This window comes from Janthinobacterium goodfellowi (assembly GCF_051380695.1).
In the GTDB taxonomy this organism is placed as follows: domain Bacteria; phylum Pseudomonadota; class Gammaproteobacteria; order Burkholderiales; family Burkholderiaceae_D; genus Janthinobacterium.
This window is the reverse complement of the sequence record NZ_JBNYXN010000001.1, coordinates 1,678,733-1,704,957: the sequence shown is the minus strand read 5'-3', so window position 1 is coordinate 1,704,957 and position 26,225 is coordinate 1,678,733. Positions and strand designations below refer to the sequence as shown.

29 protein-coding genes are annotated in these 26,225 nt (G+C 65.2%); 10 read left to right on the top strand and 19 right to left on the bottom strand.

The window, feature by feature from the left end:
• The first annotated feature begins 18 nt into the window (after positions 1–18).
• The gene (locus ACQ4WQ_RS07715; RefSeq protein ID WP_436495871.1) at positions 19–1,482 is read left to right on the top strand and encodes an efflux transporter outer membrane subunit; all 1,464 of its coding nucleotides are present in this window, start codon (positions 19–21) and stop codon (positions 1,480–1,482) included.
• A 14-nt stretch (positions 1,483–1,496) separates the two neighbouring features.
• On the opposite strand, the gene ACQ4WQ_RS07710 is transcribed toward ACQ4WQ_RS07715, so the two are convergent.
• The 6 genes from ACQ4WQ_RS07710 to ACQ4WQ_RS07685 all read right to left on the bottom strand — a co-directional run bounded on the left by ACQ4WQ_RS07710 (position 1,497) and on the right by ACQ4WQ_RS07685 (position 7,689).
• Entirely contained in the window at positions 1,497–2,597 is a 1,101-nt protein-coding gene (locus tag ACQ4WQ_RS07710) for a porin (RefSeq protein ID WP_436495869.1), read from the bottom strand.
• Positions 2,598–2,628: 31 nt separating this feature from the next.
• A complete protein-coding gene (maiA, locus tag ACQ4WQ_RS07705; protein WP_436495867.1) occupies positions 2,629–3,273 on the bottom strand; it encodes a maleylacetoacetate isomerase in 645 nt (214 codons plus the stop codon).
• On the bottom strand, positions 3,270–4,625 hold the full coding sequence (locus ACQ4WQ_RS07700; protein ID WP_436495865.1) for an MFS transporter: 1,356 nt from the start codon (positions 4,623–4,625) through the stop codon (positions 3,270–3,272). The genes maiA and ACQ4WQ_RS07700 overlap by 4 nt, the downstream gene beginning before the upstream one ends.
• Before the next feature lie 72 nt (positions 4,626–4,697).
• Positions 4,698–5,405, bottom strand: coding sequence for a fumarylacetoacetate hydrolase family protein (locus ACQ4WQ_RS07695; RefSeq protein WP_436495863.1), 708 nt, complete (start codon positions 5,403–5,405; stop codon positions 4,698–4,700).
• 20 nt (positions 5,406–5,425) lie between these two features.
• A complete protein-coding gene (gene gtdA, locus ACQ4WQ_RS07690; RefSeq protein WP_436495861.1) occupies positions 5,426–6,478 on the bottom strand; it encodes a gentisate 1,2-dioxygenase in 1,053 nt (350 codons plus the stop codon).
• A complete protein-coding gene (locus ACQ4WQ_RS07685; RefSeq protein WP_436495859.1) occupies positions 6,475–7,689 on the bottom strand; it encodes a 3-hydroxybenzoate 6-monooxygenase in 1,215 nt (404 codons plus the stop codon). The genes gtdA and ACQ4WQ_RS07685 overlap by 4 nt, the downstream gene beginning before the upstream one ends.
• A 147-nt stretch (positions 7,690–7,836) precedes the next feature.
• Between ACQ4WQ_RS07685 and ACQ4WQ_RS07680 the strand changes: the two genes are divergently transcribed.
• Positions 7,837–8,757, top strand: a complete 921-nt coding sequence (locus ACQ4WQ_RS07680) for a LysR family transcriptional regulator (RefSeq protein WP_436495857.1) — start codon at positions 7,837–7,839, stop codon at positions 8,755–8,757.
• Between the two features lie 48 nt (positions 8,758–8,805).
• Positions 8,806–9,261 carry a GNAT family N-acetyltransferase gene (locus ACQ4WQ_RS07675; RefSeq protein WP_436495855.1) on the top strand — a complete coding sequence of 152 codons (456 nt, stop codon included), beginning with the start codon at positions 8,806–8,808 and terminating at the stop codon, positions 9,259–9,261.
• Here ACQ4WQ_RS07675 and ACQ4WQ_RS07670 read toward each other — a convergent pair.
• Positions 9,249–9,653: a winged helix-turn-helix transcriptional regulator gene (locus ACQ4WQ_RS07670; RefSeq protein ID WP_436495984.1), complete on the bottom strand. Its 405-nt coding sequence runs from the start codon at positions 9,651–9,653 to the stop codon at positions 9,249–9,251. The genes ACQ4WQ_RS07675 and ACQ4WQ_RS07670 overlap by 13 nt on opposite strands.
• 162 nt (positions 9,654–9,815) lie before the next feature.
• Between ACQ4WQ_RS07670 and ACQ4WQ_RS07665 the strand changes: the two genes are divergently transcribed.
• The 4 genes from ACQ4WQ_RS07665 (at position 9,816) to ACQ4WQ_RS07650 (ending at position 12,177) form a co-directional block, all read left to right on the top strand.
• A complete protein-coding gene (locus ACQ4WQ_RS07665) occupies positions 9,816–10,388 on the top strand; it encodes an FMN-dependent NADH-azoreductase (protein WP_326458343.1) in 573 nt (190 codons plus the stop codon).
• Positions 10,389–10,509: 121 nt separating this feature from the next.
• Entirely contained in the window at positions 10,510–10,797 is a 288-nt protein-coding gene (locus ACQ4WQ_RS07660; RefSeq protein WP_436495853.1) for a putative quinol monooxygenase, read from the top strand.
• Between the two features lie 79 nt (positions 10,798–10,876).
• On the top strand, positions 10,877–11,443 hold the full coding sequence (locus ACQ4WQ_RS07655; RefSeq protein WP_436495851.1) for a hypothetical protein: 567 nt from the start codon (positions 10,877–10,879) through the stop codon (positions 11,441–11,443).
• On the top strand, positions 11,443–12,177 hold the full coding sequence (locus ACQ4WQ_RS07650; protein ID WP_436495849.1) for a hypothetical protein: 735 nt from the start codon (positions 11,443–11,445) through the stop codon (positions 12,175–12,177). The genes ACQ4WQ_RS07655 and ACQ4WQ_RS07650 overlap by 1 nt, the downstream gene beginning before the upstream one ends.
• A gap of 75 nt (positions 12,178–12,252) precedes the next feature.
• Here the strand turns inward: ACQ4WQ_RS07650 and ACQ4WQ_RS07645 are convergent, their stop codons facing one another.
• From ACQ4WQ_RS07645 to alkB, 8 genes are all read right to left on the bottom strand, one after another.
• On the bottom strand, positions 12,253–12,963 hold the full coding sequence (locus tag ACQ4WQ_RS07645) for a hypothetical protein (protein ID WP_436495847.1): 711 nt from the start codon (positions 12,961–12,963) through the stop codon (positions 12,253–12,255).
• Between the two features lie 113 nt (positions 12,964–13,076).
• Positions 13,077–13,511: a hypothetical protein gene (locus tag ACQ4WQ_RS07640; protein WP_436495845.1), complete on the bottom strand. Its 435-nt coding sequence runs from the start codon at positions 13,509–13,511 to the stop codon at positions 13,077–13,079.
• A 309-nt stretch (positions 13,512–13,820) separates the two neighbouring features.
• A complete protein-coding gene (locus ACQ4WQ_RS07635; RefSeq protein ID WP_436495843.1) occupies positions 13,821–16,277 on the bottom strand; it encodes a penicillin-binding protein 1A in 2,457 nt (818 codons plus the stop codon).
• A 74-nt stretch (positions 16,278–16,351) separates the two neighbouring features.
• Positions 16,352–16,747 (bottom strand): hypothetical protein, encoded by a 396-nt coding sequence (locus tag ACQ4WQ_RS07630; protein WP_436495841.1) that lies wholly within the window; start codon positions 16,745–16,747, stop codon positions 16,352–16,354.
• Positions 16,744–17,562, bottom strand: coding sequence for a class D beta-lactamase (blaOXA, locus tag ACQ4WQ_RS07625; protein WP_436495839.1), 819 nt, complete (start codon positions 17,560–17,562; stop codon positions 16,744–16,746). The genes ACQ4WQ_RS07630 and blaOXA overlap by 4 nt, the downstream gene beginning before the upstream one ends.
• Positions 17,563–17,648: 86 nt before the next feature.
• Positions 17,649–17,816: a hypothetical protein gene (locus tag ACQ4WQ_RS07620; RefSeq protein ID WP_326457117.1), complete on the bottom strand. Its 168-nt coding sequence runs from the start codon at positions 17,814–17,816 to the stop codon at positions 17,649–17,651.
• A gap of 33 nt (positions 17,817–17,849) precedes the next feature.
• Positions 17,850–18,761, bottom strand: a complete 912-nt coding sequence (gene folE2 / locus ACQ4WQ_RS07615; RefSeq protein ID WP_436495837.1) for a GTP cyclohydrolase FolE2 — start codon at positions 18,759–18,761, stop codon at positions 17,850–17,852.
• A gap of 90 nt (positions 18,762–18,851) precedes the next feature.
• Positions 18,852–19,514, bottom strand: coding sequence for a DNA oxidative demethylase AlkB (alkB, locus tag ACQ4WQ_RS07610; RefSeq protein ID WP_436495835.1), 663 nt, complete (start codon positions 19,512–19,514; stop codon positions 18,852–18,854).
• A gap of 83 nt (positions 19,515–19,597) precedes the next feature.
• Between alkB and ACQ4WQ_RS07605 the strand changes: the two genes are divergently transcribed.
• Positions 19,598–20,080, top strand: a complete 483-nt coding sequence (locus ACQ4WQ_RS07605; protein ID WP_326457123.1) for a heme-degrading domain-containing protein — start codon at positions 19,598–19,600, stop codon at positions 20,078–20,080.
• On the opposite strand, the gene ACQ4WQ_RS07600 is transcribed toward ACQ4WQ_RS07605, so the two are convergent.
• Genes ACQ4WQ_RS07600 through ACQ4WQ_RS07590 form a run of 3 tightly spaced genes read right to left on the bottom strand, consistent with a single transcriptional unit; the run spans position 20,081 to position 22,261 of the window.
• The gene (locus tag ACQ4WQ_RS07600) at positions 20,081–20,773 is read right to left on the bottom strand and encodes an aspartate/glutamate racemase family protein (RefSeq protein WP_436495833.1); all 693 of its coding nucleotides are present in this window, start codon (positions 20,771–20,773) and stop codon (positions 20,081–20,083) included. It lies immediately after the preceding gene.
• Positions 20,774–20,790: 17 nt separating this feature from the next.
• Positions 20,791–21,558, bottom strand: coding sequence for an SDR family NAD(P)-dependent oxidoreductase (locus ACQ4WQ_RS07595; RefSeq protein ID WP_436495831.1), 768 nt, complete (start codon positions 21,556–21,558; stop codon positions 20,791–20,793).
• The gene (locus ACQ4WQ_RS07590) at positions 21,533–22,261 is read right to left on the bottom strand and encodes a GntR family transcriptional regulator (RefSeq protein ID WP_436495829.1); all 729 of its coding nucleotides are present in this window, start codon (positions 22,259–22,261) and stop codon (positions 21,533–21,535) included. The genes ACQ4WQ_RS07595 and ACQ4WQ_RS07590 overlap by 26 nt, the downstream gene beginning before the upstream one ends.
• 136 nt (positions 22,262–22,397) lie before the next feature.
• Here ACQ4WQ_RS07590 and ACQ4WQ_RS07585 point away from each other — a divergent pair, with 136 nt between their 5' ends.
• Both ACQ4WQ_RS07585 and ACQ4WQ_RS07580 read left to right on the top strand, forming a co-directional pair.
• Complete coding sequence (locus ACQ4WQ_RS07585; RefSeq protein WP_436495827.1) at positions 22,398–22,838, top strand: acyl-CoA thioesterase; 441 nt, start codon at positions 22,398–22,400, stop codon at positions 22,836–22,838.
• 151 nt (positions 22,839–22,989) lie between these two features.
• On the top strand, positions 22,990–24,354 hold the full coding sequence (locus ACQ4WQ_RS07580; protein WP_436495825.1) for an amino acid permease: 1,365 nt from the start codon (positions 22,990–22,992) through the stop codon (positions 24,352–24,354).
• A gap of 88 nt (positions 24,355–24,442) precedes the next feature.
• Here ACQ4WQ_RS07580 and ACQ4WQ_RS07575 read toward each other — a convergent pair whose 3' ends face one another.
• Positions 24,443–26,068: a hypothetical protein gene (locus tag ACQ4WQ_RS07575; RefSeq protein ID WP_436495823.1), complete on the bottom strand. Its 1,626-nt coding sequence runs from the start codon at positions 26,066–26,068 to the stop codon at positions 24,443–24,445.
• Positions 26,069–26,225 lie beyond the last annotated feature (157 nt).

Here is a 26,225-nt window from a genome sequence, read left to right as displayed (position 1 = left end):
GACGAACAGGACGATCCCATGCCCATCCCGCCCCTTCCGCGCCTCCCCCTCATGCTGCTTGCCGCCGGTTTGGCCGCCGGCTGCACCGCCGGCGCCGATTACCACCGGCCCGCACTGCCGCAAGCGGCGCAGTATCTGCACCAGTCGGCAGTCGGCTTGCGTCAGGATGCCGATGCGGCCGAACTGCAGCAGTGGTGGACGGCGTTTGGCGATCCGCACCTGACCCGCCTGGTGACGCTGGCACTGGCGCAAAACCTCGACCTGGCGCAGGCGGCGGCCAGGGTCCAGCAGGCGCGCGCGGCGCTGGGCGCGGCCGACGCCGCCTTGCTGCCCTCCGCCAATCTCGATGGCCAGACCGCGCGCGCCTATCAATCGGTGCAGACGCCGCTGGGCAAGGTGCTCGATGCCACGCCCGGGTTCGCGCGCGCCGGCAGCGCGCACGAAGTTAACCTGGAAGCGTCGTGGGAACTCGACCTGTTCGGCGGCCTGCGCCGCGAACGCGAAGCGGCGCGCGCCGACTACGAGGCGACGGCAGCGGGATGGGCTGCAGCGCGGCTGGCCGTGGCGGCGCAGACGGCCGACTTGTACCTGACCATCCAGGGCCTGCAAACGCGGCGCGATCTGGCCCGCAAGCAGGTCGACACCCAGGCGGCGGCGCTGGACATCGCCGCGCTGTTATATGGCAAGGGGCTGGTGAACGAGCCGGTGCTGCGGCAGGCAGAGGCGGCACTGGCGCAGGCGCGCGCGGCCGTGCCGGGCCTGGAAACGGCGCGCGACGTGGCACTGCATGCGCTCGACGTGATGCTGGGCGCGGCGCCCGGCACCCATGGCCAGGAACTGCCCGCCAGCGGCATCATCGCGGTCGCGCCACGCATCACGGCCGGCGGTACGCCAGGCGACCTGCTGCGGCGCCGGCCCGACCTGATCGCCGCCGAGCGGCGCCTGGCCGCGGCGAGCGCGCGCACCGGCGCGCAAGTGGCCGAATATTATCCCAAGCTGAGTCTGGGCGCCCTGCTCGGCAGCACCACCGCCGGCGGCGCGCTGTTTGCCAGCGGATCCGGCCAGGCTGCGGGCGTACTCGGCATGCGCTGGCGCCTGTTCGATTTCGGCCGCATCGCTGCGCAGATCGATGCCGCCAAGGGCCAGGAAGCCGAGTTGCTGGCGGCCTACCGGCTCGCCGCGCTGCATGCCACGGAAGACGTGGAGAATGCCTGTTCGGCGCTGCTCGGCTACGAACAGCAGGCAGGCCTGCTGGCGCAAAGCGTCGATGCGCTGGAGCACGCGCGTGCCTCGGCGCTGGCGGCCTTTCAAAAAGGAGCGATCAGCCGCCACGATGTGCTGCAGGCCGACGCCCAGCTGTTGCGGGCCGAGGATGCGCGCGCGCAAGCGCAATCGGCCGCCGCACGCGCGGCAGTCGCCACTTACAAGGCGCTGGGCGGCGGCTGGCAGGCGCCTGCGCCTGCGTCCCTGGCGGCGCGCTAAAGTCGCGACAGCGCTCAGAAGAAGTGGCGCATCCCCGCCATCACGCCATGTTGCGTGCGCCCCGCGCCGACGGTGCCGCCCGCGTCCAGCGCCACGGCCGCCGCGCCATCATTGGCCATGCGGCCGATGGCGCCGTAGATGGCCGTGCGCCTGGACAGGTGATAGGTCAAACGCATGGTGGCCAGGGTCGCATCGTTCGGACTGTCCTGGACGGCCAGTCTGGCCACCTGGCCGTCCAGCACCAGCGCAGGGGCCAGCGGATAGGCGGCGCCCACATACAGCAACTGCGAGTCGACGGGTCCCGTGGCGGCGCGGATCGTGCGGTCGATCACGCCGCCGCCGATTTTCAGTTGATCAAACATCGCGTAGGCGCTGGCGATCACGCGGCGGTCGAAATTGCGGCTCGACGTGAGGCCGGCGGCCGCGCCCGCGTTGCCGTACAGGATGTCGTACGAGGCCGTGGCGCCATAGCGGCCCGTGTCGTAGCCGAGCAAGGCGGTGATCTGGCGGCAAGCCTTGGCATTGCCCGCCACTTCGCCCGCGCAGCCCGTGGCCGCCGGCCCGCCCGCCGCCGAACCATCGCGCCCCAGGCTATAGGTGGCGCCCACGGTCACATCGGAAAACGTGCCCAGGTAGCCGATGGCGTTGTCGCTGCGCGCATTCGGCAGGTACAGATCGAGGCTGCTGATGGAAAACAGCGCCGGGCCCATGATGTCGGACTTTTGCGTCGCCCAGAACGACATATTCATTTGCCGCCCCAGCATCACGCTGCCATAGCGGCCCTTCAGTCCCATCCACGACTGGCGGCCAAATAATCGCCCGCCCTGCCCCGCGATGCCCGTGTCGACGCCGAAGCCCGATTCCAGCGCGAAGATCGCCTGCAAGCCGCCGCCCAGGTCTTCCACGCCCTTCAAGCCGAAGCGCGACGGCAACGAACCCGTGAGTGTCGGCACCTTGACCATGCTGTCGCCGGCCGCATTGACATTGCTCGTGTAGGCCACGGAGCTGTCCAGCACGCCGTACAGGGTGACGCTGCCTTGCGCGTAGGCGCTGATGCACGTGCCGCAGGCGCACGCGCCCAGCAGCGCCACGGTGATGGCCTTGAGTTTTTTCATGCTTGTCTCCGTTTTTTGGTTTTGTATTGTTTTATTCGGCGTCTGGCTGTGCATCCGGGTGCGCCTGCCGGAACGCCGGCAGCGCCTCGCACTGCGCGACGATGCGGCGTATCGTCGGATACAAGGCCAGGTCGCACTGGAAGCGCAAGGCGTTGTACACCTGCGGCACCAGACAGCAGTCGGCCAGGGTCGGCGTGTCGCCATGGCAGAAGCGGCCCGTGTGCGCACTGCCCGCCAGCTCCGCTTCCAGCGCGGCCAGGCCCAGATGGGTCCAGTGCCGGTACCACGCGTTTTTCTGCTCCTGCGACAGGGTCAGGGGCCCCGTCAGGTAATTGAGGACGCGCAGGTTGTTGAGCGGATGGATGTCGCAGGCGCACACCATGGCCAGCTGGCGCACCCTGGCGCGGCCCAGGGCATCGGCGGGCAGCAGTTTTTGCCCCGCCTGCGTCTCGTCCAGGTACTCGATGATGGCCAGGGATTGCGTCAGCACGGCGCCATCATCCTCCAGCACGGGCAGCAGGTGCTGCGGGTTCAGGCTGGAAAACGCGGGCGTGAACTGCTCGCCGCCATTGCGGCTCAGGTGCACATAGGCCGTGTCGGCGTGCAGCTGTTTCAGGTTCAGCGCGATGCGCACGCGGTAGGACGCGGAGCTGCGGTAATAGCCATGCAATTTCATACGGTGCTCTCTTTCAGGGTGACGGGAACGGCGCCGGCGGCACTCCGGGCGCGCATCAGGCGTCCCATGGCCAGCAAGGCCAGGGACGCCAGCACGGCGGGAATGGCCAGCAAAAAGAAAATGGTTTCGTTATCGAGCTTCAGGGTCAGCATCAGGCCGCCGGCCATGGAACCGAGCACGGAGCCGCTGCGGCCCACGGCAGCCGCCCAGCTGACGCCCGTGGCGCGGCTCGACGTGGGGTAAAAGGCGGCGGCCAGCGCATTGGCGCCCACCTGCGAGCCGCTCACGCCAAAGCCCACGCCGAAGACGGCCAGCACCAGCAAGGCCAGGCTGCTGCCCGACAGGGCCACGACGACGATGCAGCCGGCGGCGGCCAGGTAGGCGATGCTCAGCACTTTATGGGGGCTGTGGCGGTCCATCCAGCGGCCCAGCAGGATGGCGCCGACCGTGCCGCCCACCTGGAACATCATCGTCACCAGCGACGCATTCGACAGGGACAGGCCATTGCCGTTCAGCAAAGTCGGCATCCAGCTCGACAGCAGATAAATGATCAATAAACTCATGAAAAACGTGGACCACAGCAGCAAGGTGCCGCCGATGACGCCGGGGCGGAACAGTTCCGCCATGGGCGAGCCGGCAAGCTTTTTGTCGCTGACGACCAGGCGCGGCAAGGCGGCCACGGTGGGCGCGATGCGGCGCATGATGGTCTGGCTACCGTCGCGGCCCTTGAGCACGAGCCAGCGCAGCGATTCGGGCAGCGCCAGCAGCAGCACGGGCACCAGCAGCAGCGGCAAGGCGCCGCCCAGCATCAGCACGCCGCGCCAGCCGATCAGGTGCAGCAGCTGCGCCGAGGCCAGGCCACCGAGCGCGGAACCGATGGTAAAGCCGCAGAACATCATGGTCACGAGGCCGGAACGGCGCTGCTGCGGGCAGTATTCGGACGTCATGGTCACCGATGTCGGCATGGCGCCGCCCAGGCCCAGGCCCGTCAAGAAGCGTAGCACCAGCAGCATCGTCAGATCCGTCGACCACGCCGACAGCAGGCTGGCCGCGCCGAAAAACGCCACGGAGACGATCAGCACGGGGCGGCGGCCGTAGCGGTCCGCCAGGGGGCCGAACAGGAAAGAGCCGGCCATCAGGCCAAACAGCCCGGCGCCGAACAGGGGCGCCAGCGCGGCGGGGGACAAAGCCCACTCGGCGCGGATAGCGGGCGCGATGAAGCCGATCGAGGCCGTGTCGAAGCCGTCGATGGCGACGATGAGGAAGCATAGCCAGAGGATCAGCTTCTGGTAGCGGGAAAACGGGTGGCTGTCGAGGAAGTGCTGGACGTCGGTGCCGGCGTGGGTAGTCATGGTCTTGTCTCCATTCTTATGCGTGATGGTGCTGTCGGGCTGCGCGATCTGTGCCGCGCTGGCCCGAGGTTTTTACTGCACGGCGACGGTGATCGGCGTCAGCCCGGCGATGCGCGCCTCCATGGTTTGTCCGCTGGTGACGGCGCCCACGCCTTCGGGCGTGCCCGTCATGATGATGTCGCCCGGCTGCAGCTCGAACAGGGTCGACAGGTTGGCGATGACTTCATTGACGGACCAGATCAGGTGCGTCAGGTCGCTCGTCTGCACGACCTTGCCGTCCACTTCCAGCACGATGGCGCCCGTGGTGATCTCGCCGCTGTCGGCTATCGGCGTGAGCGCGCCGATGGGCGCCGAATAGTCGAAGGCCTTGCCGATTTCCCAGGGCCGGCCCTGTTCGCGCATGCGCATCTGCAGGTCGCGCCGCGTCATGTCCAGGCCCACGCCGTAGCCGAAGATGTGCAAGGCTGCGTCTTCCGGGGCGATGTCCTTGCCGCCCTTGCCGATGGCGACCACCAGTTCGATTTCATGGTGGTAGTTCGACGTCTGCGCCGGGTATGGCACCGTGGCCGTCACGCCGGGCGGCACGGGCACGACGGACTTGTCGTCATTCGGCTTGCAAAAGAAGAATGGCGGTTCGCGGTCGGGATCGAAACCCATTTCGCGCGCATGGGCGGCGTAGTTGCGGCCCACGCAGTAGATGCGGCGCACGGGAAACTGCGCGTCCGTGCCGACGATGGGCAGGCCGGCGATGGCCTGGGGAGCGAAGATGAAGTTGGTCATGGTGAAATCCTGTGAAAAAATCAATCGGTCAAAAATTGCTCGCGCAGCACGCCCATCGCTTGCTGCACGGGGCGGTCGGAAAAACTGAACAGCACGACGTCGTCCTGCGGGCAGTCGAAGGAGACCAGGGCCCACGACGGCACGACGAAGGTGTCGCGCGGGGCGAAATCAAACACCTGCTCGCCTATCGCCACCTTGCCGTGGCCTTCGACGACGCTGTAGACGGTGCCGTCCGTGCTGCGCGCGCGCTTGCCCTTGAAACCCCTGGGCAGCAGCTGCATGAAGGTGGCCATGGTGGGCATGGGCGAGCCGCCCGTCAGCGGGTTCGTGTAGCGCAGCTTGTAGCCGTGCCAGTCGTCGAGGGCGTCCGTGCGCGACAGCAGGTCCAGCGCTTCACGCGAGCGGGCGTACGGGTAATTGAAGATGGGCGAGGTGGCGCCCGCGTGCAGGGGTTTTACCGGCGCCATGTTGTAGCCGTAGCGGGCCATGCTCTGGCCTTCCGGGCGCGTGACGACCTGGCTGTCTTCCGTATCGTTTTCCGCGAAGCCGGAATCGAAATAGCGCAGCATGGGAATGTCGAGGCCGTCGAGCCAGACGACAGGCTCGCAGACGCCATCCGCGCCCAGATTGCCGTGGTCATGCCAGGTCCACGACGGCGTGATGATGAAGTCGCCCGGGTGCATGGTGGTGCGCTCGCCCGCCACGGTCGTGTAGGCGCCCTGCCCGCTCACGACGAAACGCAGCGCGGACTGGCTGTGGCGGTGCGATGGCGCCACTTCGCCGGGCAGGATCAGCTGCAGGCCCGCGTACAGCGATTGCGTGATCGACGAGCGGCCCGGCAAGGCGGGGTTTTCCAGCACGAGGACCCTGCGCACGGCTTCGTGGGCCGTGATGACTTCGCCGGCGCGCGCCAGCTGCGGCGCGATATCGGCATAGCGCCACAGGGCCGCCGCATACGGCGCCGTCGGCTGCGGCGGCACCAGCGTGTGCAGGGATTGCCACAGCGGCGACAGGTGCATGCCGCTCAGGGCTTCATATAAAGCCTCGCGTTCGGGCGTTTGATGGGAAGTCATGCTGCCTCCTTCCCGGTGGTGGCCAGGCAGGTTTGCGCCGTCCAGCCATACAGCCAGGCCAGCGCCTCATAGAATTGCGCCGGCGTGCGGCCGCGCCACAGGTCGTTGCGCACCAGGCGCTCGACGCCCCTGGCGTGGTACAAGCGCCCCATTTCGCGCGCCGACAGCACCACGCGGGCCGTGCGGGCGATGCGCGAGGTCTGGTACAGCTGGAAGGCGGCAGCCATGTCGAAGTCGCAGGCGCGCACGGCCTCGCCCAGGGTCACGGCGTCTTCCAGCGCCATGCAGGCGCCCTGCGCCAGGTATTGCAGCATCGGGTGGGCCGAGTCGCCCAGCAGGGTCATGCGCCGCGTGCTCCAGTTAGCGGCGGGATCGCGGTCGGCCGTGCTCCAGCGGCGCCAAGTCGTCGGCTTGTGCAGCAGCTGGCGCGGCTGCGCGTGGACGCCGTCGAAATACGACAGCACTTCTTCCTTGCTGCCGTCCGTGACGCTCCACGCTTCCTGCTCGCGGCTGTGGAAGGTTACCACCAGGTTGTATTGCTCGCCATTGCGCAGCGGGTAGTGCACGAGGTGGCAGTTCGGCCCGGCCCAGACGACGGGCGCGTTCCAGCGCAGGTCGGCGGGCATGTCGGCGGCCGGCACCACGGCGCGGTACACCACGTGGCCGGAAACGCGCACCGCGTCGCCCACGATGCGCTCGCGGATGACGGACTTGATGCCGTCGCAGCCGATCAGCACATCGGCGCGGAAGCTGCGCCCTGCCGCATCGACCACGGTGACGCCGTCGGCGTCTTCCATGACGTCCGTCACCTGCGACGAGGTCACAAAGGTGATCAGGGGCGCGGTGCGCACCGCGTCGAGGATGGCGCCGTGGATATCGGCCCGGTGGATGACGGCGTAGGGGTTGGCGAAGCGCTCGCGGAAGGCCACGTCGACGACAAAGGTGCCCACTTCGGTGGCGTCGACGGCGTCCATCATCACCAGGCGTTCCGTGAACACGGCGCGGGCCCTGGTGCGTTCGCCCACGCCCAGCGCATCGAGCGCGGCGAAGGCGTTGGGCGCCAGCTGGATGCCGGCGCCGATCTCGCCCAGGGTGGACGCCTGTTCCAGCACGGTGACGGCCAGCCCCAGGCGCGACAGGGACAGGGCGGCGGCCATGCCGCCGATGCCGCCGCCGACGATCAGCACGGACGGCTTTTGCGTAGTTTCCATTTCTCTCCTCCAATTGATCTGTGTGCTTGCGCGAAGCACGTTTGCTGTGCTCTTGGTATGGCAAGCAGTGTGCCGACAGGTCAATATTTGGTAAAGCGATGGAATACAATAGCCACAATCACATTTTTAAATAATGGTGGAATCGCTATGTCGCGCTTCGATATCGAATTGCTGTTCATCTTTGACGAGATCTATAAAAGCCGCAACGTGACGCGCGCGGCGGAAAACCTGGGCTTGCCCCAGTCGACGGTGAGCATCGGCCTGGGCAAGCTGCGCACGCATTTTGGCGACCGCCTGTTCGCGCGTACCTCGAAAGGCATGGAGCCGACGCCGCGCGCGCAGAACGCCGTGCAGGACGTGCGCGCCGCGATCGCCGCCTGGCAGCACGCGCTGGCCGACCAGCCCGTGTTCGACCCGGCCGCCAGCACGCGCGAATTTGCCATCTGCATGACGGACATCAGCGAAATCGTGCTGCTGCCCACCCTGCTTAACCATTTGCAGCAGACGGGCCCCGGCATCACCCTGGACGTGTCGAAGATCGCCACCGACACGCCGGCGCGGCTGGAAGGCGGTGAAGTGGACCTGGCCGTCGGCTTCATGCCGCACCTGGAGTCGGGGTTTTATCAGCAAAAACTGTTCGACCAGCATTTTGTCTGCCTGGTGGCCAGCAGCCACCCGCGCATCCGCGACACGATTAGCGTGACACAGTTCCTGGCGGAGGGGCATATCGAAGTGAAAAGCTCGGGCACGGGACATTCCATCGTGGAAAAAGTACTGGCGGCGGCCGGCGTGCAGCGGCGCATCGTGCTGAAACTGCCCAGCTTCCTCGGTGTGTCGCGCATCGTCGCCGAAACCGAGTACATCGTCACGGTACCGTACCGCTACGCGCTGCAGATGCGGGACCACGAAGCGTTCCGCATCCTGCCCTTGCCCGTGGCGCTGCCCAGCTTTTCAGTCAAGCAGCACTGGCACGAGCGCTACCATCAGGATGCGTCGAACCGCTGGCTGCGCAAGACCATGGCGCAGCTGTTCGGGGCGGGCGACGCGACAGCGTTGCCTATTGGGTAATTTTTCCCCATACTGGCAAGCCTTGTCCTTACATTCCATTGATTGAACATGCTCATCAGCCTGCGCGCCGTCACGGCCGACAATTTTGACCTCATCAGCGAACTGCCGCTGTTGCCGCAGCAACGCGACTATCTGGCCAGCAACGACTATTCCATCGCCCAGGCCAGCTTTTACCCCGCCACCCTGCATACGCGCGCCGTGTATGGCGATGAGGAGGTGATCGGCTTCCTGATGTTCGTCTCGCCCGACGCCGACGACCCGCCCGGCCACTACCAGATCTGGCGCTTCATGATCGACCACCGGCGCCAGGGACAAGGCCATGGCCGCGCCGCCCTCGCCCTGGCGCTGGCGGAAATCCGCGCCCGCCCGGATGCGCGCAGCATCGAAATCTGCTACAAGCCCGGCAATGCCAACGCGAAACAGTTCTATGCCAGCATGGGTTTCGTGGAAAAAGGCATGGATGCCGATGGCTGCGACATGCTGGCCATCATTCAGCTGGCCTGACCGCCTGGCGTCGCGCCCGCATCGGCCCTGGCATCGAACGCCTGCCGCGCCGCATCGATGGCGTCGCGGTGGCCGTAGGCCCAGGCGCCCAGCGCGCTGATGGGAATCAATAGCGAACGCCCCAGGTCCGTCAGCGCATAGTCGACGCGCGGCGGCACGGTGGGAAACACGGTGCGCGTGACGAGACCGTCGCGCTCGAGGCCGCGCAGGGTCAAAGTCAGCATGCGCTGCGAGATGCCGCCGATCAGGCGGCGCATCTCGTTGAAGCGCTTGGTGCCATTGCCCAGCAACATCACCACCATCACGCTCCATTTGTCGCCCACGCGGGTCAGGATGTCCGTGATCGGGCGGCACGAGTCCGCCACGCCCGCATGGCCACCGTGGTCGCGCATGCGCTTTTCCAGTTCGGCCCCGCGCGCGGCCACCTCGCCAATAGTCACATCCGTGTGCCCCAGTGTGGAAAAAGTGCCTTCTTGTGCGTTCATTTGATAGTCACTATATTTAACTCGGTTACAAAAACATACCACCCGATCATACCATCCAAGAAGGCATATATGAACATCCTGCATATCGATTCCAGCGTCCTTGGCGAGCACTCCGTCAGCCGCCAGCTGACCGCCGCCATCGCCGCCCGCCTGCAAGCGGCCGCGCCCGGCGCCACCGTCCGTTACCGCGACCTGGCCGCCCAGCCCTTGCCGCAATTTACGGCCGCCCCCGGCGCCGCCGAGGGGGAAATCCTTGCCGCCGCGCTGGAGCAAGTACTGGCCGCCGACATCATCGTCATCGGCGCGCCCATGTACAACTTCGCCATCCCCAGCCAGCTCAAATCGTGGCTCGACGCGCTGGCCGTGCCCGGCAAGACCTTCCAGTACGGCGCCAGCGGCCCCGAAGGCTTGCTGGGAGCCAAGCGCGTGATCATCGCCTCGACGCGCGGCGGCTACTATGGCGCCGACACGCCGATGGCCGCCCTGGAACACCAGGAAAGCCATCTGCGCGCCTTCCTCGGCTTCCTCGGCATCACGCAGCTCGAGATCGTGCGCGCCGAAGGCGTCAAGGTGAGCGACGCCGCCAGGGCGCAGGCCTTGACGGCGGCCTTCGAGCAGATCGGCGCGCTGCAGGCGGCGTAGGTTCAGCTTGATTATCTGGCTGCGGCGGAAACTGTTTCGGCGCAGCCAGACTGGGCATGGCGGACAAGAAAGGGCAAACTACGCTAAGCTGCATCCGCCCCACCACTTTACAAGGACCACCATGACCCTGATCGTCGTCGCCACCATCGATGCCCAAGCCCAACATATCGACGCCGTGCGCGCCGCCCTGGAAGCCGTCGTGCCGCCCAGCCGCGCGGAAAGCGGCTGCCTGCGCTACGAACTGCACCTCGACAACAAGATTCCCACGCGCTTCATCATGCTGGAAGAATGGATGGACAAGGCAGCCCACACGGCGCATGAAGCGACGCCCCACTTCAAGACCCTGGTGGCCGCCGTGGGCGACAAGGTCGTCAAGATCGACATAGCGGAATTGAGCAAGCTGAAGTAATAACCGGCGCGCTGCGCAAGCGTGCCGCCATCTTGGCAAGTTGCCATCTATAATATGGCAACTTTTCTTTATGGCCATCATGACGACACTTTCCTCGATACGCGGCGCCGCAGCGGCAGCCGCCTTGACCCTTTGCACCGCCGCCTTCGCGCAAGCGCCCATGCCCAATCTCGTGGGCGAATACAATCTGCTCTCGTCGAAGACCGTGCCGCCCAGCAATTGGGGCTATTCCAAGGCCCGTGTGTCGATCAAGCAGCTCGATGACCATCACTTGCTGATCCTGCTCGCCTGCGAATGGAAACGCGAACCGAAGGCCGTCTGCGGCGACTATTTCTATGCCCAGTGGCGCGACGATGGCCTGTATCTGCAGGACATGAACACGTTTGCCATGCGCCTGTACTTCGATCCCGCCACGCGCAAGCTCACCATCATTTCGCGCGGCGCCGACGCCAAGCAAAGCGTGCGCCATGAGGTGTTCGGCACGACGACCGAGCCGCTGGTCGATACCGCCCTCGTGCGTCGCATGAAGCGCGAGCAATCGAATGCCGACAGCAAGGAAAACCGGCGCGTGTTCGGTCCCTACACCAAGTGGGACTACCAGGAAAACCGCATCGAATTCCAGCGCCAGGACTTGACGGCGCGATAATGCGGCGACTGATCCAGCCCATGCGGCGCCAGTTGCTGCGCCTCGCCGGCGCTCTGCTGTGCTCGCCCGTGCTTGCGCGCGCCGCCGACAACGAGCTGCCCCGCGCCGTACGCCAGCGCATCCTGGCCACCCTGGACTCCCCGCTGCCCAAGGTGCTCAATGTGCACCATCTGGCGCTGATACGGCGTTTCAGCATCGGCTGGTCGCCCGTGGAAAGCGGCGCGCCCATGCTCAATCCGGCCTACCCGCTGGGCACGGGCGACACCCTGGAACTGGCCATGCAAGCCATCGCCAGCAAGGATGCGGCGCTGGCCGCGCAACGGCTGATGGAAGCGGCGCAGCTGCTGCCCCACTTCGTGCAGATGGCGAATCTGAAACCAGGCAGCTATGCCAACGGCAAGGCGTCGTTCACGTTGACCACCCGGCACCTGCAACTGCTGCGCCAGCAGTCCTGGCTATCGCTGGAAATGCTGGGCATGGACGCGCCCGGGGATTACCTGGCCGAAGGCTACTGGCCTACCCCGTCCGTCGACGGCAAGCGGCCCTACGGCAATTTTACGAATTACCCCGTGGAAATGGCACAGGCGCTGGGCTTGCCCGTGCACCGCCAGGCCGATGGCAGCCTCGTCATCCGGCCCGCGCTGGAAGCGGAACTGGAAGCGCTGCACGGGCAAACCATGGCGGCGCTGCAAGTGTTCGTGCGGGAAGCGGGGCTGATGCGCAATACGCTGTAAAACACAGGCTGGAACCGGCGTCTGCCCTTGCCTCGTCAGACTGCCGCAGCGGCACTTTGGCCGCGCCAGCCATGCTTACTGGCCGCACGCATCGAGTCCCCTGTTCAAAAAACTGAATACGCCGTCGGCCTTTTTTATCAACCGGGTCATTTCAACCCAGCTGACCACGGCGCCGCCAGATTTTTTCCTTTTATGGTGCAAGCTATCCACGTGACCGGTACTGCTACCAATTGCGCGGACTTCGCAAAGAAGCAGACTCGAAGGCACCCCGTCCCTTGCCAGGTCCAGCCACTCTCCACCAAATTGTCTCCCGGCATCCGCATCAAATGGAAGGGGCGCCACCTGAATTGGAACGTAATATCCCTCTTGAAATTGACACTTCAACTTGTCACTTTCCGCATAAGTCAACGCGGCGTTTAAGGAAAGAAAGAGGTCTTTTACATTCTGTTCGCTTCTACTTTCCAGAAATACCAAGTAGGTAAGACCTGGATTGAGGGGATAGGTTTCCAGAGGCATGAAAAAACGCACATCAACATCCCTGCGGCCCTTCAATGCCTGCATGACCTTTGCCCGGTAAATAAATCCACAGGGCTTCCCATCCCCCGTCCCCTCCTGCGACACCGCCGTCACGGACACGACCTTCACCTTCGCAACCAGGGAGGCGCTTTTGACTACTTGACCTAGCGCAATATAGCCCGTTTTCGAGCCGGCTGGAATCAGCTCTTGCGCATGAGAAACACAGCAGCAAGCGAGAAGATAGCCAAACAGAACGTGCTTTATACCCACAATACATTCCTCCTCCACGAAGATATGTCATTTGTAGCGAATAGTCGACTGCGCCATGCCTTGCGCACCATTCCCCTCCAAGAAATGGAGCGCCATCGCGCATGCATCGTCAATTAATCCCTGCCGGTCGATTTTTTTGATTTGAAAAAGTAATAATCCCATTCAGGGCAGGATTGGATGAATGCACCAGCCTCCGCATCGCTCATCATTCTCGATTTCAGCAATCCCTGCATCAACTGCCGATTGCGTGACGAAGCCAGGTACACGGTATAAGAATGTCCCACTTCCAGGCCATCCAGGAAGCCGAATGTCAACACCGGTCCAGCCACCTTGCCTTTGATTGCCCTGAGAACCTTCGCTTCGTAGGTGACGCCGCAATTGCGCGAAGCATGGACCTGCGGCGACCTTTGCATTATCTCCACGTCATAGACGGCATCGGCATGCACAACTTTTTCGTTCGCCACCATGACCGATCTCGCCTCCACGCCAGAAGCAAGGAAGAGAGTCATCGATAGTAATACGTCCACTAATCTTCTCAATAACATCATCGCCCTTCCATCCTGGAGACAAAAAACCCGCCGCGCCGCGCGCGATAGCCTGAATCCGTCAATTCACATCATAAAACGGCGCCACCCCGTCAAAAGGAATGGTCTCCAGCATGCCGCCCGACGCCCTCAAAGCGGCAAGGCAGGCGCGCATGGCGTCGAGCAGAGACAGGCCGGCGGTCGTGACGTGGTCGCACGGCCACCGTGGACAGCAGGGAGTACAGCGCCACCGCGTAGCCAAGCTCAATGACGAGGCCGCCATGCCGTAAAGCAATCGTCACGATGGGACTTCCATGGCTGCGGCGCCTGTCCTTACGGAACCGGCTGCGGCACTGGCGCCGGCTGCGGCGCGGGGGCAGGAGCCGGCTCCGGCACCGCCTTGCCATGCGACTCCTGCCCGCCCTCTTCCACGGGCACGGCCAGCGGCGCCGGCGGCGCGCCTTCCTGCAGCAGATCGCCCGGCTCTTCCACCGGTTCATCCTGCGGTTCCTCGACGGGTTCCACATGGCGCAGCGGCGGCGGTGGCTTGCCGCCGGGGAAGATGGCGTCGCGCGCGATTTTGCCCGTGTCGAGCGCCGTCTTGAAGAAGTCGCCCACCACCAGCACGGCATTGTGGCCGCCCTGGCCCCAGTAGTTGCTGCGCATGGTGACGCGCGCATCGTTGAAACCCACCCACGCGCCGCCGACGAGTTCCGGGTGCATCAAAATAAACCAGCCGTCCGCATTGTTTTGCGTGGTGCCGCTCTTGCCGGCCACGTCGGAACGGATGCCGAAGCGGCTGCGGATGGCCGTGCCCGTGCCCCGGTCGATCACGCCGCGCATCATGTCCGTCAGGGTGGCGGCCGATTCGGCCTGCATGGCGCGCTTGGGCTTGTCTTCGCCGAAACGGGCGATGACCTTGCCCTCGCGGTCCGTGATGTGCGTGACGACGAACGGCAGACGGGCTTCGCCTTGCGCCGCGATGCTGGCGTAGGCGTTGACCATTTCCAATAAAGTGACGGGACTGGTGCCCAGCGCCAGCGACGGCACTTTTTCCAGCTTGCTGTCGCGGATGCCCAGCGCGCGCGCCAGCTTGATGATCGGCGGCAAGCCGACGTCTTGCATCACCTGCGCCGTGATCGTGTTTTTCGAGTAGACGAGACCGTCGCGCATGGTCATGTCGCGGCCCGTGGTGCCGCTCATGTCCGTCGGGCGCCATTTGGTGCCGTCGGCCGCCTTGATATCCATCACGGCATCGCGGTAGACGTGGTCAGGGCTCAGTCCCTTCTCCAGCGCCGCGCCATACACGATGGGCTTGAAGGTGGAACCGGGCTGGCGCGCCGCCTGCGACACGTGGTCGAATTGTTCGCGCGCGAAGTCGCGGCTGCCCACCCAGGCGCGCACGGCGCCCGTGGCCGGATCCATGGCCGCAAAGCCCGCTTCCAGCCGCGTCTTCGACTTGCGCAGGGCCGCCATGAAGGCGCGGTCGCCCTTCAGCTGCGCCAGCGCCTCGTCCGGCGTGCCGCCGGCCGCCGTCAGCTTGCGGTAGTCGCCCGACTCGCGCACGAAGGCGTCGAGCAGGGCCGGATGCGATTTCCAGAAATAATCGAAGGGCACGCTGCCGCCCTGCATGCCCGCGTACATGCCCGTCGAGGTGGACGACGGCACGCCCGCGCGGCTCCATTCCACGTCGGCGATTGCCTGCAAGGCATTCGCCTGGCGCTCGACGGCGCGCTCGGCCGCCTGCTGCAAGTCGTAGTCGAGCGTGGTGTGCACCACCAGCGCATCGAGTTCCAGGTTGTAGTCGTTCTCGTCGGCCCAGTCGATCAGCCATTTGCGCACATAGGCCGTGAAATGGCTGTCCGACTGCGCCCGCTCGCTCTGGCGCTCGAAATGCAGGCGCAGTGGTCGCTTGATCAACTGCTTGTAGCGCGCCTCGTCGATGACGTCGTGCTTGCGCATCTGGCCCAGCACCACGTTGCGCCGCTGCAGGGAGCGTTCGGGATTGCCGACGGGATTGTAGTAATTCGTGCCCTTGAGCATGCCGACCAGGGTGGCGCTTTCCAGGATATCGAGGCGCGATGCTGGCTTGTCAAAATACGTGCGGGCCGCCATTTCGATGCCGTAGGTGTTGTACAGGAAGGGAACCGTGTTCAGGTAAGCTTCCAGGATTTCCGTCTTGCTGTAGGTGGCCTCGATTTTCAGGGCCGTGATCAGTTCCTTCAACTTGCGGTTCAGGTTGCGCGAGCGGCCGATTTCCTCAGGGAACATATTGCGCGCCAGCTGCTGCGTGATGGTGGAACCGCCCTGGGGGTTGCCCCCCGCCGTATGCAAAATGGCGCCGGCCGTGCGGGTGAAATCGATGCCGTGGTGTTCGTAGAAACGGTGGTCTTCCGTGGAGATCAGCGCGCTGATCACGTTCGGCGAAATCTGTTTTAACGTGACCCGCTCCTGCAAGCCCTGGTCGAAGCGGGCCAGTTCCTTGCCATCGGCGCTGACCATGGTGGTCGGCGCGGCCGCGCGCGCCTGGCGCAAGTCGTGGATGCTCGGCGTCAGGGGAATCAGCAGCAGCATGTAGGCGATCGTCAGCGCCAGCAGGGCCAGGAACGACCAAAAGGCCAGCACCAGCGCGCGCCGCACGGGCGGCAAGGTCATCAGGTGCGCGTGGCCGCGCCGGTACAGCGCCACTGCCTTGATCCACGCCACTCCCGCCACGCGCGCTGCCTGCGCGCGCGCCCGTATGAACGCCTGCCGTGCTTTTTCCTGAAACTGCTCCATGCCTGATGCCATGCTTGTAACCTTGTCTGATGCCGGATTATCCGTTTCAGCAAGTATATAGGGCGGGCAACAAAGCGGGCCGGAATTTACGCCAGGCAAGCATCGAGGCGCGCCAAGGTGACGCCCACATACGCGCCCACGCAGCGCGCATCATGCGTCGTAAACGGGTTGTCCAGCTGCAGCAAGCCGCAATCGCAGACGACGGGATCGACCTGGGTGATGACGCCCAGCGCCAGATAGCGCCAGCCATCGAGGCGCACCAGGCGCTTTTCCCGGCCGGGATTGGCGCGGAAGATGGCGTCCCAGTCGTCAAGTTCGCTGGCCATGGGCCACAGTTCGAGCTGGACTTGCGTGCCGGCGGCCAGTTGCGCGCCGCCGAACTCGTCCATTACGTGCAGGCGCTGGCCGCCCGCCTCGATGACGGCTTCCAGGTAGTCTCCCTCGGTCGCGATAAAGGTGGCGGCGACGATGCTGGCCGTCACTTCTGCGCCTGCTCCAGCAGGGCCGGCAATTCTTTCAGCATCGCTGCGCGCGTGCGCAAGCCTGCGGACTGCTGGCCCTTTTGCTCGTCCTGCACCAGGCGCGCGAACACGATGCTGCGCTCGCCCTTGCTGGCCCAGCCCACGAACCAGCCGTAACCGCGCGCCTCGTCAAAGCTGCCATCGGCCTTGCGCGGGAAGGCGGCGCCCGTCTTGCCATGCACTTGCCAGCCGTCCACGTCGTCCAGGCGCGTCAACTTGTGCGTCGCCTGCATCGCCTGTTTCGTCACGGGCAGCTGGTAATTGACCAGCTTGCGCAAGAAGCCCAGCTGTTCCAGCGGCGAGATTTTCAGCGAAGAGCTGATCCACGAGCGCTCCAGGCCGTTGTCCTTGCCCGGGTCGCCGGAGACATCCGCATTGCCATAGCGCAAAGCCTTGGCGTATTTCTGGAAGCGCTCGGCGCCCAGCGCCTGCGTGATCTGCTGCGAATACCAGACGACCGAATACTGCATCCAGCGCGACGGGTCCGTATCCTGGCGCCACGCTTCGCCGCCCCAGTCCACATAGCCCTGGCGAAATGGCAGGCTGGGCTTATGCTCATCCTTGAGGAAGCCGGCGTCATAGCCCATCAGGCTGAGCGCGATCTTGAACGTGGAGGCGGGGGTGACGCGGTCGATGCAATTGCCCTCCTGCAGCAGGACGGCGCCTGTCCTGGCGTCGGCCATGGCGGTGCAGATGGTGGCGGCCTGGGCTTGCGAGGCGGCCAGGACGGCGCCTGTCAGGCCGAGGATGAACGGGAAGAATGCGCGGTATTTCATGGGCCTCCGGGGTTGGGGGAGAAGGACAAAGCGAAATTGTACCGGGCGGCGCGGCGCGATGCCAGCGCTGATGCAGTGCATGCGCGCTAGCGCCCCGCCGGCGCGCCCGGCTGGCGTTCCCGCTTCAAATGCTCCTCTTCCAGCTCGTCCATGCCCAGCTTTTCCTCGTCGATCAGCGCATGCTCGCGCCGCTCGCGCTCCAGCTCCTCTTCCAGGCTGTCTTCGCCAGGCTCCTGCGTGATTTTCTCCGGCATGCGGTCTTCCTCCACGGTGGTTGAGTGAAAAGCTCAGGCAAGCTGGCCCGCCTGCGCCACGGCATCGTGCGGATGCAGGCTTTCCATATGCCGTACGGTAACACGCGGCTGCGCATAATGTAGCGCCAGTGCCGCCTGCACGCGGCGTGCCGCGTCTTCCACGTACATCAGGTTAGCACCATTCAAGCGCGCAAACGCCTGTTCGTCCGCCCGCTTCACGGCCGTCTGCAAGGGCGTCGCCAGCGCCGCTTCCACCCGATCGATCAGGGGAAACAAGTCCAGCTCCGCCTGCTCCGTCAATGGCACGATCACCGTCGCCGTGCTGCTCTGGCTGTGCGGCGTGGCCAGGCTTGCATGTTCCTGCAGCCAGGCGTGCGCGGCCACGCCATCGATGCCGCCCGCACCGAACCGCGCCGCAAAGGCCTCGGCCAGCAATTGCCGCGCCAGCGCCGCCGAACAGGGACAGGTCGACGAGTAGCCGATCTCCACCGTCAGGGACAGGGCAAAGCCCTGCTGAGAAACACTGGCTTGCAGGCGCACGGGATACGATTTCCATCCCGCCAGCCCCGCCGTCAGCAGCGCCGGCTGGCGCCGCAGCACGGGAAAGGCCAGCGCGATGCGCGCCTGCGTGCTGCCGCAGTCGGCGTGACTGTCCACCATGCGCCGCAACAAGGCGGCCAGGGCGCCCGCATCGAGCGGCTGCGCGGCGGCAAACGCATCGAGCAGCAGATACAGGCGCGACATGTGGATGCCCTTCACGTGCGGATCGGGCAGATCGACTTGCACATCGGCCCACGCATGCACTTGCTGCGCCTGCCCGCCCTCTTCCAGCCACAGCGGCAAGGCGATGCCCTGCATGCCGACCCATTCCAATGGCAAGGGGTGGCCCAGATGGGGGCCGGCCGCCACGTCGGGCAGGGACAAAGAAAGGGAATCGCGCTTCATGTCATGGCTCCATATGCAAACAAGTTGCATATCATGGAGAAAAACAGTCACACTTGCAAGCATCTTGCATTAATGGGCATCAATGGCAGCTTAGCTGGCCTTGCGAAACGTCAGATTGATGCGCTGGGCGCCCAGCGCCGCATGTTCGCCCTCCTTCAGGGGCGCCACGCCGTGGAAGCGCAGGCGGTCGGCGCCGCCCCATACCACCACGTCGCCATGCAGCAGCGCGATGCGCGCCGCCTTGTCGCTGCGCTCGGCGCCGCCGAACAAAAAGGTGGCCGGCAAACCGAGCGAGACGGAAACGATGGGCGCCGTGAAATCGCATTCGTCGCGGTCCTGGTGCAGGGCCATGCGCGCGCCGGGCGCATAGCGGTTGACCAGGCAGGCGTCGGGAACAAAGCCCCGATAGCCGGCCGCCTGCGCCGCCTCCCGCGCCAGGCGCAGGAACACGGGCGGCATGGGCGGCCACGGTAGGCCGCTGGCCGGATCGAGCCGTGCATAGCGGTAGCCGCGCCCATCCGTGATCCAGCCCAGGGAGCCGCAATTACTCATGGCCACGGACATGCGCAAGCCTCCCGGCGTGGCCATGTGGCGCAGCGGCGCCGCCAGCACGATGGCGCCCAGCGCCGGCAGCAGCTCGGGCAGATACGGCAGCGCAAAACCGCGCAGCAGGACAGACGCGGACGAGCCCGGCACCAGCGGCGCGGGGCCGGCCGGAGCCTGGTCTTCATCGGCAAACAGGGACAGGTTCATGCCTCCTATTTTAGCCGCATTACACAAAAAGCCCCCATGGTGCGCTACAGTAGCGCTTCCAGCCACTACCACCCGCCTCCACGATGGATCATTACGCCGATTTGCTGCAAACCCTGGCGCAGCAGGAAGAATCCCTGCAATTCGAACGCTTCGACAACGACGCCGCGCTGGCCGTGGGCCTGTGGATCGTCGAGGAAGTGCGCAAGCGGGGCAAGGCCGTCACCGTCAACATCACGCGCAATGGCCAGGTCCTGTTCCACCACGCCATGACGGGCGCCACGGCGGACCAGGCGGACTGGATACGCCGCAAGAACAACACGGTGCAGCGCTTTTGCCGCAGCTCCTACTACATGGGCATCTCGTATAAAAGCCGCGGCAGCACCTTTGAAGACGTGAAATACCTCGACGACATCGAGTACGCGGGCCACGGCGGCGCGTTTCCCCTGCTGATACGGGGCGTGGGACTGGTCGGCACGGTCACCGTGTCCGGCCTGGCGCAGGCGGACGACCACGCGCTGGTGGTGGCCGCGCTGCAGGCGCAGTTGGACACGCAGCTGAATACATAGTCAGGCGTCCAGCGCCCGGCGCAAGGCGGCGCGCGCCAGCAAGCGCGTGGAATCGAGCGTCGGCAGCGGCGAATTGGCGTCACCGATGATCAGCGGGATTTCCGTGCAGCCGAGGATGACGGCATCGCAGCCCTGCTCGCGCAAGCCGGCGATGATGGCCTGGAAGCGCGCCACGCTGCCCGGTTTGACCACGCCCGGCACCAGCTCCTCCATGATGATGCGGTTGATTTCGCTGCGCTCGTCCTCGCCTGGGCGCACGCAATCGATGCCGCGCGCGGCCAGCCTGTCCGGGTACACGGCGCTGTCGACCAGCCAGCGCGTGCCCGTCAGGCCGACGCGCCGGTAACCGCGCGCGGCCGCCTCGCTGGCCACGACGTCGGCGATATGCAGCCAGGGCAGCGGCGAACTGGGCGCCATCAGCTCGAATGCCTGGTGGATGGTGTTGTCGGGGCAGATCAGGAAATCGGCGCCCGCCGCGGCCAGCCTGTGCGCCGACGCCAGCATCAGCTCTGCCACGCCGGCCAGATCGCCCCCGTTCAGGCAAGCCACATAGCGCGCCAGCGGCGGCGTATGCAGCGTCACTTCCGGATGTTCATACGCCCCCAGCGCATGCGCGCCCTCTTCGCAAATCGTGCGGTAGCACAGGGCCGCGCCTTCGGCCGAGCAGCCGACGATGCCGATATGTCGTGTCATGCGATCTTCCTTGTCAGTTAAATGCGCTGGCCGCCGTCGATGGGAATTTCCGCGCCCGTGATATACGAGGCGCGCTCGCTGCATAAAAATTCCACCAGATCCGCCACTTCGGCCGTCGTACCCAGGCGGCGCAGGGGGATTTGCGTGTCGACGATGTACGAGGTGCCCGGCGATAGGATCGCCGTGTCGATCTCGCCCGGCGCGATGGCGTTCACGCGCACGTTCAGCGGCGCCATGTCGTTGGCCATTTCGCGCGTCAGCGAGGCCAGCGCCGCCTTCGAGCTGGCGTAGGCGGCGCCGGCGAACGGGTGCACGCGGTAGCCGGCGATCGAGCACAGGTTCACCACGGAGCCGTGCGCATTCGACAGTTCCTGCGCAAAGCCGCGCGTCAGGGCCAGCGGCGCAAAGAAATTCGTGTTGTACATCTCCTGCCAGGTCTGCATGTCGGTGGTCAGCGAATTGACGCGCGAGCCGCCCGGCCCCTTCGGCGACACGCCCGCGTTGTTCACCAGCGCGTGCAATTTCGCGTCGCCCAGCATGGGACGCAGGGTAGCGACCATCTGCCCGATCTGGCTCAGGTCCGACAAATCCATGCACACATGCGTGTTGTGCTCGTGGCTGCGCGGGCAGCCGCCCGGAATCGGGCTGCGCGAGACGGTGATCACGCGCCAGCCCAGGCTGCGAAAGCGCTCGGCCACGGCGTGGCCGATGCCGCGGCTGGCGCCCGTGACGATGGCCGTTTTCTGTTCAATTTTCTGTTCAGTCTTGTGCGTGTTCTGCGTCATGTGCTTCCTTGTCTTGTTCTGTTGCGCCGGCGTGGATGCGCTCCTGGCGCATCACATACGCCAGCATCTGCGTGCCGCCGTCGAGGATGTCCTGTTCGATGGCGCGCCGCGCGGCCGCCCCGTCGCGCTGGCGCAGCGCGGCGATGATGGCGTGGTGGTGGCCGACGCGCATGTCGGGCGAAAAGCTGGCGTAGCCGGCTGCGATCAGGGGCGCCGTCTGCATCCACAGGTGGTCGACGAAGCGTTTTAACGTCGGCATGCCGGCCGCCTGTGCCAGACCCAGGTGAAACGCCTGGTTGCATTGCAGGGCCGCCGGCAGGTCGTGCCGTGCAATCGCCTCTTCGTTCGCCTGCAGCAGGCGTTCGAGGTCGGCCAGGGTGGCGTCGTCGATGCGCTGCGCCGCCTCGAACGCGCCCAGCCCTTCCAGTTCCAGGCGCAGCGCGCGGATTTCCAGGTAGCGCGCCACGCTGAGCACGGGCACGCGGAAGTCGCGCGGCGAGCGCAGCACCAGCGCCTCTTCCTGCACCAGTTGCAGCATGGCGTCGCGTACCGGCGTGACGCTGGTACCGAGCTGCAGCGCCAGCTCGCGGATGCGCAGCCGGTCGTTCGGCTGGTAGCGCCCGGCCGCCAGCGCCTCGCGCAGCATCGCGTACACGGACTTGCCCAGATTGACGTGCACCAGGCTGTCCAGCGGATGGTTCATGGGTGTTCTTCAACTGTGTCAAATTATGATGCATCATACATCAACAAGAAAAACAGTGTTTTTCCAGGCGTGCGCCGCAGACAGGAAGCGCCGTCAGCACGTACAATCAGCCGCCACCGTCTCGAAAGGAGCGCTCTTGAACTGGGATTATCCGCACGCCCACACCCTGCCCGTCACGCCCGAACCGGGCGACATCGACGGCTTGCAGCATACGAACAACGCCGTCTACGTGCGCTGGTGCGAGCATATCGCCTGGCACCACTCGGCCACCCTGGGGCTGGACCTCGACGATTACCGGCGCCTGGACCGGGCCATGGCGATACGCCGCGGCGAATACGACTACCTGCTGCCCACCAGGGCGGGAGAAGCGCTCACCCTGGCCACCTGGCTGTGCGCCAGCGACGGGCGTTCCAGCATGGAGCGGCGCTTCCAGCTGGTGCGCGACAGCGACGGCGCCACCGTCGTGCGCGGACGCTGGGACTTGATCTGCATCGAATTGAGCAGCGGCCGCGCGCGCCGCCTGCCGCCCGAGTTCCTGACCGCGTACGAACCGGCCATCGTCGCGGCTGCCGCGTAAAGCGTCGCCCGGGCCGCCGTTTTGCGCGCCGTTCGGCGAAGATGCGGGGCTTTTCTTGCGCCTCCGCAGTGCAGCATGCATTTCGCTCCTGCTTTGCCCGTGCATGCTTTAGAATCAGCGACCTCAGCCCCGTAAAAACAGGATAAAACATATGACGGCAGTCGGGAATACCGAACCACAAGAGCTCAAGCGCGGCCTGAAAAGCCGCCACATCCAGCTCATCGCCCTGGGCGGCGCCATCGGCACCGGCCTGTTTCTGGGCATCGCGCAAACCATCAAGATGGCCGGCCCCTCGGTGCTGCTCGGCTATGGCATCGCCGGCGTCATCGCCTTTTTGATCATGCGCCAGCTGGGCGAGATGGTGGTCGACGAACCCGTCGCCGGCTCCTTCAGCTATTTCGCCGACAAATACTGCGGCCACCTGCCCGGCTTCCTGTCGGGCTGGAACTACTGGGTGCTGTATGTGCTCGTCAGCATGGCCGAACTGACGGCCGTCGGCATCTACGTGCAGTATTGGTGGCCGGGCGTGCCGACCTGGGTCTCTGCACTGATCTTCTTTTGCGCGATCAACGCCATCAGTTTGCTCAATGTCAAAGCGTTTGGCGAGATGGAATTCTGGTTCGCCATCATCAAGGTGGTCGCCATCATCGGCATGATCGTCTTCGGCGCGTATCTGCTCGCTTCCGGCGACGCGGGGCCGCAGGCGTCGGTGGCCAACCTGTGGCAGCACGGCGGCTTCTTCCCGAATGGCTGGCAGGGGCTGGTGATGGCCATGGCCGTCATCATGTTCTCGTTCGGCGGCCTGGAGCTGGTAGGCATCACGGCGGCCGAGGCGGATGATCCGAGCACGACGATTCCGCGCGCCACCAACCAGGCCATCTACCGCATCCTGATTTTTTATATCGGCGCGCTCGGCATCCTGCTGTCGCTGTACCCGTGGCAAAACGTCGTCACCGGCGGCAGCCCTTTTGTCCTGATCTTCCATGCACTCGACAGCAACCTGGTGGCCACGGCCCTGAACGTGGTGGTGCTGACGGCGGCCCTGTCCGTCTACAACAGCGGCGTGTACTGCAACACGCGCATGCTGTTCGGCCTGGCCAAGCAAGGCAATGCGCCGCGCGCGCTGCTGCACCTGAACCGCCGCGGCGTGCCGCTGGTGGCGCTGGGCGTGTCCGCGCTGGCCACGGGCGCCTGCGTGGTGGTCAATTACTTCATGCCGGGCGAAGCGTTCGAAGTGCTGATGGGCCTTGTCGTGTCGGCGCTGATCATCAACTGGGCCATGATCAGCTGGATCCATTTGCGCTTCCGCGCGCAGAAGAAGGCCGAGGGCAAGACGACCCTGTTCCAGAGCCTGGGCTACCCGTTCACCAACTACCTGTGCCTGATGTTCCTGGCCGGCATCCTGGTGATCATGTACCTGACGCCGGGCCTGCGCATCTCCGTCTACCTGATTCCCGTGTGGCTCGCCGCGCTGGGCGTCGGCTACTGGATCAAGCAAAACAAGGCCAAGGCATAGACTGTTTTACGCCGCATCCAGCCAAGCAACAAGCAAACAAAAAAGCCCGTCTTCGCAGACGGGCTTTTTGCATTCGGCGCGGCCGTGTCTACGCGGCGGCGGTCCCGTCCTCTTCCGGCAGCACATCGGCTTGCCACAGGCTGATGGTCTGGCCCGCATACGATTGCAGCAGCACGTCGTCGCTCAACGTCTGCATCGCCTGCAGGCGCTGCTCCGCCTTCTTCTCGGGCGTCATGCCCACCTCGCCCGTCCGGTATGGTCCCAGCACGGGCAGCAAGTCGCGCAGCACGGAATAATTGCCTGGCGTGGTCTTGTCCGATTCCAGCTTGCCCAGGAAATACTTCATGACGTGCTCGGACTGATTGCCCTCCTGCCGCAAGCTCGCCTTCACCATCTTGCCATCCTTGTAGGCCACCTGCGCATCGCTGCTGGCCGTATCCTCGATCTGGTGATACGTATAGTTCTGCGAATCCGTGTTGGCCGTCAGGCGCAGCGGCACGCCGGGGACCAGCGTCTGATGGAAGCTGGCGCTCAGCTTCGATTGCTGCCGCTGCCTGATTGAGCGCTCGTCCTGGCTGGCGCCGGCCTGCTCCGTCTTTTGCGACACTTCGTAATTGAAGCCATCCTTTTCCGAGCTGCGCATGGGATTGCTGAATTTCACGGCCTGCGACACGGAGGCGCTGAAATCGGCCAGCCCCGTCAGGATGGACTTGTCCTCGGCCGCCAGGCGCCACTTGCCCGTCGCGGGCGTGTCCGTGGCCGCTTGCGGCGCGGCGGCATTGCTGTGCAAGGCCGTAAAACTATCCTTGAGCATGGCCACCAGGCCCGCGTCGCCATGGCCGCGCGATGCCGCCTGGTCGAACTGCTTCATGTAACTGTCCAGCGCCTTGGCCTGCTGCTGCTTGCTGCCCAGGGTATTGAGTTGGCTGGCGTCGACCTTCAGGTCCAGGCTGCCGGCCACGCCGCTGAAGCTGACCTTGCGCTGCGCGCCATCGGCCTGGAAATCCAGGGTCTGCACGCCGTCCATCTCGCCGCGCACCTTGACTTCCGCATGCAGCTTCACCGACTCCAGCACCTGCTGGTCGAACTGCATCAAGCCTTCCAGCTTGATTTTCGGCGTGCTCTGCCCCAGGCCGTCGATGGCTGCCTGGAAACCTTTCGCCAGGTCGCCCAGGGCGCTGGCTTCAGCGTCGCTGAGCTCGCCGCTGGTCGTCATGTTCACGGCCAGGCCGTCGCCCTGGCTGTCGAGCGACAGCTTGACTTCCACGCCGCTCTTGGTGGTGATGCTGAGGGCAACCCTGTCTTCGCCATTGCCATGCAGGCTGCCTGGCGCGATGCCGGACGCCGCATAGACATTCGGCGTGGTGCTCGGCGGCGGCTGCCGCATCGCCTGCGAGAAATTGTAGTTTCCCAGCTTGACCTGTCCCAGCATGGCCGCGCCCAGGCCGCTGAAGCGGCCGCCAAACGTATATGACGAGAAACTCTTCGTCATCGCCTCGCTCACCTTGTCGCGCGTCGCGCTTTCCCACACCATCGGCGGCTTCACGAGCGCGCCCGCGGCGGCGCTGCCGTTCACGCTCTCCGGGCTGAGGGCAACGATGGTGGACGGCGCGGACGCGGACGATGGCGCGGACGCATCCGAGCGGTTCCACGTGGCGGCGGAGGCCCGCGACGGGGCGCTGTTCCAGCTTGAAAGTGGAGAAATGGAGGTCATGGCGCTGTCACCTTGCAAGTGGCGGAAAGGGGCATCATAAAAGTTCGATATGGTTAGTTTTTTTGCAATCACATGGCGCCAGGCAAGCCTTGCGTCACGTTATCTGGCGTGGTGGCAAGTACTGCATGGCAATACTGCATTAACGGCAAGAAACAGC